Genomic DNA, 8,618 nt, shown 5'->3' with positions numbered 1-8,618 from the left:
AGCTTCCGCACTAAGAGAATGGCCATCAATTAAAAATGAATTTGAACCATGCATAGTGAAAACATGAGTCCAATAACGAACATGTTTTGTTGGGACAGAATATTTTTCAGCGAGCTCTCGAGGAGTGGAGCCATCAAGATACTTTTTAGCTACTTTGAACTTTAACTCGCGACTGTATTTGGACATAAATAAAAGACCCCCAATAATTGGTTGTCCAACTATTGGGGGTCACTTCAGAGCATGAGAACGAGGATTCTCTTAACTGACAGACATTACAACAATATCTCTGGGCTTTGTTCATTTGATATCTATTCAACAGCAGCACTAAGAGCATCTTGCGTATAAAACTTCTTCTCTTCCCAGTGCAGCAGAGTCAAATGTCCACCCCACACACATCCGGTATCAAGCCCAATCACATCTTTGCCATGATAGCCTTCCAGTGCGGCCCAGTGTCCAAACAGAACGGTTTTTTCAATGGGTACTCTGTTTTTGAGGTCGAACCAAGGCTGTAACAGATTACCACTGACTTCTGACGGAGGAAGTTTGCACTTCATATCGAGTCTGCCATCAATAAAGCAGAATCTCATGCGGGTATAAGCGTTAATGATGTAGCGATAGCGTTGCAGATCTTTAAGATCAGATCGCCACTGATCGGGTTGGTTGGAGTACATGTTTTCAATTAGCCACATCCAACGATCGCTTTGCAGTATGGTTTCGATCTCTTTGGCACATTCACGCGCCGCGGCGAGATCCCACTTAGGTGAGATACCCGCATGACAAACAACAAACTCATCATGCTCTAAAAATAGTGGCTGTTCACGTAACCAGTGCAGGAGTTGATCTCTGTCTTCGGCTTCCAATATTGGTCGAGTTTTATCTTTGCTTTTAATGGGATGAATACCGCAAGCGACAGCCAGTAAATGCAAATCGTGATTGCCTAATACCACTTTGGCTGAATTACCGAGAGAGCGAATAAAACGTAATGTCTCCAGAGATTTTGGACCACGAGCAACCAGATCACCCGCTACCCATAATGTATCTTTATTCAGATCGAAATTTACTTGTTCGAGCAGCAGTTGAAGTTCATCAAAGCAGCCCTGGATATCACCAACAATATAATTCGCCACGGTTACTCCGGTTAGTTTAAAACGTTAGGAACGGCCAAGCGGAAAGGTTCAATCGTAGTGATAAACTCTTTTCCTTCATGGTCATGCATAATATAGTGACCTTGCATCACGCCGACCGGTGTTTCAATCGCGGTTCCGCTAGTGTAAGTGTACTCATCGTTAGCATCAATAAACGGTTGTTCACCGACCACACCATCACCTTCAATGACTAACTGTTTGCCATTGGCGTCGGTAATTAGCCAGCGACGGCTGATTAACTGTACTGTTTCTGCGCTTAGATTCTTAATGGTGATCAGATAGGCGAAAACGTAACGTAGTTGCTCAGGAGTCGATTGCTCAGGGATATATTTGGTATGAACTTGAATCTTAATACAAGGCGCAGAGACATCCATGTGAACTCCTTATCAAGATAGGAAAAACAACAGGACGATCTATGTCGTCCTGAGTTTGTTGGCAAAGTCCCTTTCCGTCATTCCTGCGAAAGCAGGAATCTACTTACAGCATACGCTTTTATTAGATTCCAGATATTTCGTTCCGAAATTCTGGAATGACGATGTTGGGTTTGTCATCAGTCTGAGGACGAGCTATGTCGTTCTGTTTTTCGTTTACTATTCGTCGTTCTTATTGCTATCAGAAGCATTTGCGTCTAACCAGTTTGCCATCGCAACGAATTGTTGCAGTGTTAGGTTTTCTGGACGCATGGTTGCGTTGATACCAAGCTCTTCTAACACTTCAAGTGGCAGTAATGCTTTGTAGCAGTTACGTACTGTCTTACGGCGTTGGTTGAAACCTTCACGCACTACGCGATCCAGCCATTTCAGACTGGTTGCCGGGTACGGTAGCTCTTCATAAGGTACTAGACGCACCACCGCTGAGTCCACTTTTGGTGGCGGAACAAATGCCGTTGGTGGCACTTCCAGTACCGGCACAACTTTACAGTAGTATTGAGCCATAACTGTTAAGCGACCATAGGCTTTACTACCCGGGCCGGCAGCTAAGCGGTTTACCACTTCTTTTTGCAACATAAAGTGCATGTCTTGAACATCTTTATGGTATTCAAACAAATGGAACATTAGCGGCGTAGAAATGTTGTATGGCAGGTTACCAAAAATGCGCAGTTTGTTGTTTGGCTTGACTAACTGAGTAAAGTCAAAACGCATTGCATCGCCTTCGTGGATGGTCAGTTTATCTGCCAGCTCAGGATGATTGCGTAGACGTTCCGCCAAGTCGCGGTCAAGTTCGATTACCGTGAATTTATCCACTTCACGACCCACAGGCTCAGTCAGCGCACCAAGACCCGGACCGATTTCAACCAGATTCTGACCCGGGCGAGGGTTAATTGCTGAAACGATACCGTCGATAATATAAGGATCGTTTAGAAAGTTTTGACCAAAACGTTTACGCGCTTTGTGCCCTAAGTGGACATCATTTCTCATAGTGTTCTCGAAGTTAATTCGTTTTCTTATCAACTAATTCAATAGCTTGAGCGAGTGCTGTTCTGAAACTACCAATATCGGCTGTACCCGTAGCAGCAAGATCTAACGCTGTTCCGTGGTCGACAGACGTTCGGATAAAAGGCAGACCTAATGTGATATTCACAGAGCGACCAAAGCCTTTGTATTTCAATACAGGAAGCACTTGATCGTGGTACATACCTAAAACAGCATCCGCTTTTTGCAAGTATTTGTCGTTGAAGATGGTGTCCGCTGGCAATGGACCAATCAGATTCATCCCATCTTGTTGACGTAATTTTTCCAGTGTTGGCGTAATGGTATCGATTTCTTCTCGGCCCAATACGCCATCTTCACCTGCATGAGGATTAAGGCCGCACACATAGATAGTAGGCTGCTCAATCGCAAATTTCTCAACGAGATCCTTGTGGAGAATATGAATGATCTTTTCCAGACGCTCACTGGTTACCGCTTTGGATACGTTAGCCAGTGGTATATGCGTGGTTACCAGTGCCACTCGTAATCCTTTCGTTGCCAGCATCATCACCACCAGTGGGGTATTGGATTGCTCGGCAAAAAATTCAGTGTGACCGCTAAACGCGACACCGGCTCGGTTGATCACCCCTTTGTGTACAGGACCGGTGACAATAGCATCAAATTCATTATTCATACAGCCCAAAGCGGCTCTTTCTAATGTTTTTAATACATAATGTCCGTTTTGCTCATCAAGCTGCCCGGCAATCACTGGGGCTGATGTTGCCACATGCTCCACAACGAGGGAGCCTGCTTTCTGCGGCTCTACAGCTAAATTCGCATCATAATCAACAAGATCAACACTAATTCCCAGTGCCGCCGCTCTTTGTGCCAGCATTTGCTTGTCAGCACAGACCACAATTTGATGTGTCCAATCTTCTTTGGATAAAGCTAAAACGAGATCGGGTCCAATACCTGCCGGTTCCCCGGCAGTTACCACGATGCGTTTAATCTTCATCTTGCTCACCTTTTAGCTCTTCAACAAAGGCACTGGCGCGAAGTTCTTGGATCCAAGCGCTCGCTTCTTCGTTGAATTTACGGTTGAACAGAATACCGTAGGCTTTGTTTCTCAGCGCCGAGTCAGTACGGTCTACTTCGCGTCTATCAAGTACTTCTACGATGTGCCAGCCGTGAACGGTTTTAAATGGTTCGCTGATTTGCCCCACAGGGAGAGTCTCAACCTGATGTTTAAACTCCGGCACGTACAAATCAGGGGTTTGATAGCCCAATTCACCATTTTGCGCAGCAGAGCCGGGATCTTGGCTATATTGCTGAGCTAGCTCACCGAATTTCGCCCGACCGGATTTAATCTGTGCGATGATATTTTCAAGCTGCATCTTCGCTCCATCATCACTCAAAATGATGGTAGGTTTAATCAGGATGTGGCGAGCGTTAACTTCCGTTACCGCAACGGTTTCTAAACCTTTGACATCGTCAATTTTTAGGATGTGAAAACCGACACCGCTGCGGAATGGACCAATAATGCTGCCTTTGTTTTGCATTTTGATTTGGTCAGCAAAGATGGTTGGCATCTCTTCTTTGCGCATCCACCCCCAGTTACCACCTTCCAACGCTTTAGGCCCCTTAGAGTAGGTATAAGCCATCTTGCTAAAATCAGCGCCCGAGTTAAGTTGTTCAACCAAATCATTAGCTTGCTTTTCTAGCAACGCCTTGTCCTGGTTATCGTTAAAACGCAGTTGAATATGGCTGATCTTGTATTGAACTGTTGCATTGGTTTCTTGTGCCAGCAGCTCTGCCAGCGTGTCTACTTCTGCCGGAAGAATGTTGATGCGGCGGCGAACCATGGCATTACGCGCTTCACTTGCCGACATCTCCTTACGAATTTGCTCACGGAACTCTGAGTAGGTTAGACCTTGGGTTGTCACAGATGCCTGAAGTTGCTCCAGCGTTTGATTGTTCTGTTTAGCGATGTTGTTAATGGCTTCATCCAAACGGGCGTCATCAATACGCACACCGATACGTTCTGCTTCTTGTTGTTGCAAGGTATCAATAATCAGTTTTTCTCTTACCTGTTCACGCAGAACCGATTCTTCAGGCAGAGCTTGTTGATTGCCACTTGCATTGACTCGTACCGTTTTTAAGGCACTGTCGATGTCGCTTTGTAAGATAACACCACCGTTTACAATGATGGCTACTCGGTCGATTTCTACAGGCGCTGCGTTGACATTACTTATGCACAGTGCTGCGACTAAACCTAACAAGGTGTGTTTCCACAAATACATTTAAAATCCTATTATCTTAATAAGGTTAAGCTTATCTATAAAACCTGAAGCTTATCCATAAAATCTAAAGCTAAGTCGTAAATTAGTTATTCAAGAAGAATGGGCGACCATAACTTAGAGAGTTACTGGAGCTACTCAGTCCTGTCATACCCGAGCCGGCACCAACACTGGTACCAAAACCTATGATACCGATGTTAAAGCTAAAGTTGTTTTCGTAAGTTGGATCGGCGAAATAGCCATTCTTGCTATAGGTGTAACCCCAGTCATTTTTCAACTGGTTGCTATAGGTAAAGCCCATATACCAGCAATCAGACGTATAGCGTAAGTTGGCTAACCACTCTAATGCTTCATCGGTGGTTAAATCATGGAAATACTGCGCACTGGCATACCATTTCTTCGATAGCTGATAGCCGCCGATTAAGCCTGCCTGAGAAATACCATCTTCAGTAAGCAGATCGATATTTAGGTTATCCACGGTTTGTTCTATGTAGTCTCTCGTTATATAGCGATAGTTCGCCTGGATGAAGCCTCCACCAAATCGATATTCAAGAGTGCTGTTGGCTAATTGTAGCGCACTGGTATCCACATCGTATTGCACTCCGCCGTGATAGAAGAGGTAATCGTCATAGTTGAAATCCATCTCCACAGCCCAGGCGGAGTAGTTGGTTCTTTCTGTGTTATCGCTATCGCTTTCGTCGCTATTGGATGGTTTTAAGTTTTTATCGAGATAAAAAATTTGACCAAAAGCGATATTTAGACGCTCTTTATAGGCATCATCGAAGAAGCGGCTTGATGCGCCGTAGCTAAACTGGTTTGCCGATGCAATGTAATCAACACCACTGTATTTGCGACTGCGGAACAGACCATAATAGTCCGTTTGCAACAGGGTTGTATCGTAGAGACCAATGTTGTTCTGGTCTTGGCTTGGAACATACAAATATTGAATTTGTGGTTCCAGTGTTTGAGTATAGTCGTCAAACAAAACCGTATCACGTTCGAGAACAATGCCAGCATGAGTTCTGAACTCAGGGATAACACGCGATACGTTCTCTTCCAGGCCATAGTAATCATTGTCATTTTTACCATCGCCATCACTATCCACGAATGAGGTGTCCACACCTTCAAGATCTTGTTGGTAGTAAGTTCCTAACAGACGAGCTTCTGTTGTCCACGTACCCCAGGTATTGGCGAGAGGGATCTTTAAACCAGGTTCAATGTGTAATCGGGTCGCGGATGGTTTGCCTTCACCGTCAGTATCAAAGCGAGAGATATGGCTTTTAAGATCAAAATCCAAATAACGCATGACTTCAGGTGCATAATAGTTAAATGCGATTTGTGGCATCAACTTATATGGTTGGCTGGAACTGGTTTGATCTTCGAGCAATAACTGGAATTGTCTCACCAGAATAGAGGTATCCCAGTTTTGGGTACGATAAGTGACCTGACCTTCCTGAATTAACTGGCCATCTTCACGGTTACCAATTCCTGAACTTAAATCAGAGAAGTAGCTATAATCACTGACTTTTGAGTAGTCGACTTCGAACTTCCACGCTTGGTGGAAAATACCGCTGTGTTCGTATTGAAAACCCCATCGAGCGCCTTCGTCTAAATGAAGTTTATCTTCGTTGAGATACTCAGATTCGATTCTGCCTTGGCCAAAATCTGTCAGATAACGAAAAACGCTGTTGAGCTGCGAACCACGTTTCTGCATGTAATGGTAAGTGGTTTCTAAATCATAGTTGGGTGCTAAGTTCCAGTAGACCGGAACTTCCATCTCGAAACCATCACGAGTGCCGTATGAGACAGTAGGGTATAAGAAACCAGTTTTACGGGTATCACCAATCGGCACAGTTAACAAAGGAAGATAAAAAATGGGAACATTCTGCACTTCCAGTCGAGGGTTGTAGAACGTGGCTTGTTCTTCATTTTGGTCGATATCAATACTGGATGCACGCAAGCGCCACGAACTATCATCCTCAGGGCAAGAGGTAATAGAACCATCTTCGATTTCATATACCGCTTTACCTGTTTTCGCTATGTATTTAGCTTCACCACGCCCGGGTTCGCACAAAAACTTGTAGCGCGTATTCTCTAGCGTCATCTCATCATTGTTGAGATTATTGACGGCTTTATCGGCTACCGCTTTGACTTCACCATCACTGAAATTGACGTTGCCTTGAGCAACGGCAATATTATCTTTTTGATGCAGGGTAATATTATCCGCTTCAATGCGTTTCTTGCCTTGAACCACCACCACATTACCGGAGTATGTCGCTTTATCGCCGTTAATTGCTTCTAGATTATCCGCTTCGACATTGATAGGCTGTTCGTTTGGATTATCTGGTTCAGGCTCATTGACAAGACACTGATCGATAGCTGGCAATTTTTGCACACTGTCGTCTAGCGCATCTTCTGCATGGATTTGTGGTGCAAAAAGTGCAGCGCTAATGGAAACAGCTAAAAATGAGCGGGAAAAAAGTGACATTGAATTGTACTATCCTGTTGAATTTGTCTAATTCCAATATTGGGAGCAATGCTAAATGATAACATCCGACATCATAAAGGAATTTCACTCTCCCGGCACTATCAGACCGCTTTACTCCTAAAAAATTCATAGATTGAGAGCACATAATGCATATTTTTGGCAAAATTCTTGGCGCTTTCTTCGGCTTTCTGTTCGGAGGACCCGTTGGCGCAATTTTTGGTCTATTTCTTGGACATCAATTCGATAAGGCGAGGCGACTAAATCAAGCTGGGTTTCATACCGGTAGTTTTGGGTCTGGCCCGAGTCAGGCAGAAAGGCAAGAAGAGTTTTTTAAGGCCGCTTTTTCCGTAATGGGTCATGTCGCGAAAGCGAAAGGCAAAGTGACAAAAGAAGAGATCCAGCTCGCTAGTATCATGATGGATCGTATGAGTTTACATGGTGCGCAGCGTTTAGCGGCGCAAAATGCCTTCCGTGACGGTAAAGATGCGAATTTCCCATTGGAAGATGTGTTAGAGCGAGTGCGTATTTCCACTGGCGGTCGTTTTGATTTAATGCAGTTTTTCTTAGAGTTGCAGATCTCCGCCGCTTTTGCAGATGGCGATATTCACCCAAGCGAGCGAAATGTACTGCATAAAATTGCTCGAGGCTTAGGGTTTTCTTCCGAGCAACTGGAAAGTCGTTTACGCATGCAAGAAGCTTCGTTTCGTTTCCAGCATGGTGGATTCGGTGGACATCAACAGCATTCTTCTGCAGGAGGACAGTGGCAACAAGCGTCCACTAAGGACAGATTATCCGATGCTTATTCAGTGCTAGGGGTAAGTGAAAGTGCTGATGATAAAGAGATTAAGCGCGCCTATCGTAAACTGATGAATGAACACCATCCAGATAAATTGATGGCGAAAGGCTTGCCACCAGAGATGATGAATGTCGCTAAAGAGAAATCTCAGGAAATTCAACAAGCTTACGACTTAATCAAAAAAGAGAAAGGTTTTAAGTAAAATAGAATCGGAATGAAAAGGGTAACAGAGCTTAATGCCAATCAGTTAAGAGAATCCTCGTTCCCATGCTCTGAAGTGACCCCATAAAGTTGGACATTTCTGTTAAGCGGCTTGCAAGGCCTGATTTCGATATTCTATCGGAGTCAGGCCTTTAAATTTCACCTTAATCCGTTTTGTATTGTAATACTCTATATATTCTTCGATATTTGCAATCAGTTCATCAGCATCAGTGAAGCTTTGACCGTGATACATCTCTGTTTTGAGTAAAGCGAAGAAGTTTT

General features: G+C 44.2%; 8 protein-coding genes and 1 pseudogene. 1 reads left to right on the top strand and 8 read right to left on the bottom strand.

Annotated elements, in window-relative coordinates; all coding sequences use genetic code 11:
- The 7 genes and pseudogenes from ACK5MF_RS09320 to lptD all read right to left on the bottom strand — a co-directional run.
- Positions 1 to 186, bottom strand: a pseudogene (locus tag ACK5MF_RS09320) (helix-turn-helix domain-containing protein); the annotation flags it as partial.
- 122 nt (positions 187 to 308) lie between these two features.
- Positions 309 to 1,127, bottom strand: coding sequence for a bis(5'-nucleosyl)-tetraphosphatase (symmetrical) ApaH (gene apaH, locus ACK5MF_RS09315; RefSeq protein ID WP_416921540.1), 819 nt, complete (start codon positions 1,125 to 1,127; stop codon positions 309 to 311).
- Positions 1,128 to 1,138: 11 nt separating this feature from the next.
- Positions 1,139 to 1,519, bottom strand: a complete 381-nt coding sequence (gene apaG / locus ACK5MF_RS09310) for a Co2+/Mg2+ efflux protein ApaG (RefSeq protein ID WP_416921538.1) — start codon at positions 1,517 to 1,519, stop codon at positions 1,139 to 1,141.
- 216 nt (positions 1,520 to 1,735) lie between these two features.
- On the bottom strand, positions 1,736 to 2,563 hold the full coding sequence (gene rsmA / locus ACK5MF_RS09305; protein ID WP_416921536.1) for a 16S rRNA (adenine(1518)-N(6)/adenine(1519)-N(6))-dimethyltransferase RsmA: 828 nt from the start codon (positions 2,561 to 2,563) through the stop codon (positions 1,736 to 1,738).
- A gap of 13 nt (positions 2,564 to 2,576) precedes the next feature.
- Positions 2,577 to 3,569 carry a 4-hydroxythreonine-4-phosphate dehydrogenase PdxA gene (gene pdxA / locus ACK5MF_RS09300; RefSeq protein WP_416921534.1) on the bottom strand — a complete coding sequence of 331 codons (993 nt, stop codon included), beginning with the start codon at positions 3,567 to 3,569 and terminating at the stop codon, positions 2,577 to 2,579.
- A complete protein-coding gene (gene surA / locus ACK5MF_RS09295; protein ID WP_416921532.1) occupies positions 3,559 to 4,854 on the bottom strand; it encodes a peptidylprolyl isomerase SurA in 1,296 nt (431 codons plus the stop codon). The genes pdxA and surA overlap by 11 nt, the downstream gene beginning before the upstream one ends.
- A gap of 82 nt (positions 4,855 to 4,936) precedes the next feature.
- A complete protein-coding gene (lptD, locus tag ACK5MF_RS09290; protein WP_416921530.1) occupies positions 4,937 to 7,339 on the bottom strand; it encodes an LPS assembly protein LptD in 2,403 nt (800 codons plus the stop codon).
- A 146-nt stretch (positions 7,340 to 7,485) separates the two neighbouring features.
- On the opposite strand from lptD, the gene djlA reads away from it, so the two are divergent.
- A complete protein-coding gene (gene djlA / locus ACK5MF_RS09285) occupies positions 7,486 to 8,337 on the top strand; it encodes a co-chaperone DjlA (protein WP_416921528.1) in 852 nt (283 codons plus the stop codon).
- Between the two features lie 102 nt (positions 8,338 to 8,439).
- On the opposite strand, the gene ACK5MF_RS09280 is transcribed toward djlA, so the two are convergent.
- Positions 8,440 to 8,618: IS3 family transposase (locus ACK5MF_RS09280; RefSeq protein WP_416919125.1), on the bottom strand; the 179-nt coding region annotated here is incomplete at its 5' end.

This window comes from Vibrio sp., from assembly GCF_047973365.1.
Taxonomy (GTDB): Bacteria; Pseudomonadota; Gammaproteobacteria; order Enterobacterales; family Vibrionaceae; genus Vibrio.
Note: the sequence above shows the minus strand (reverse complement) of the source record. Positions and strands in the feature narration are given on the sequence as shown.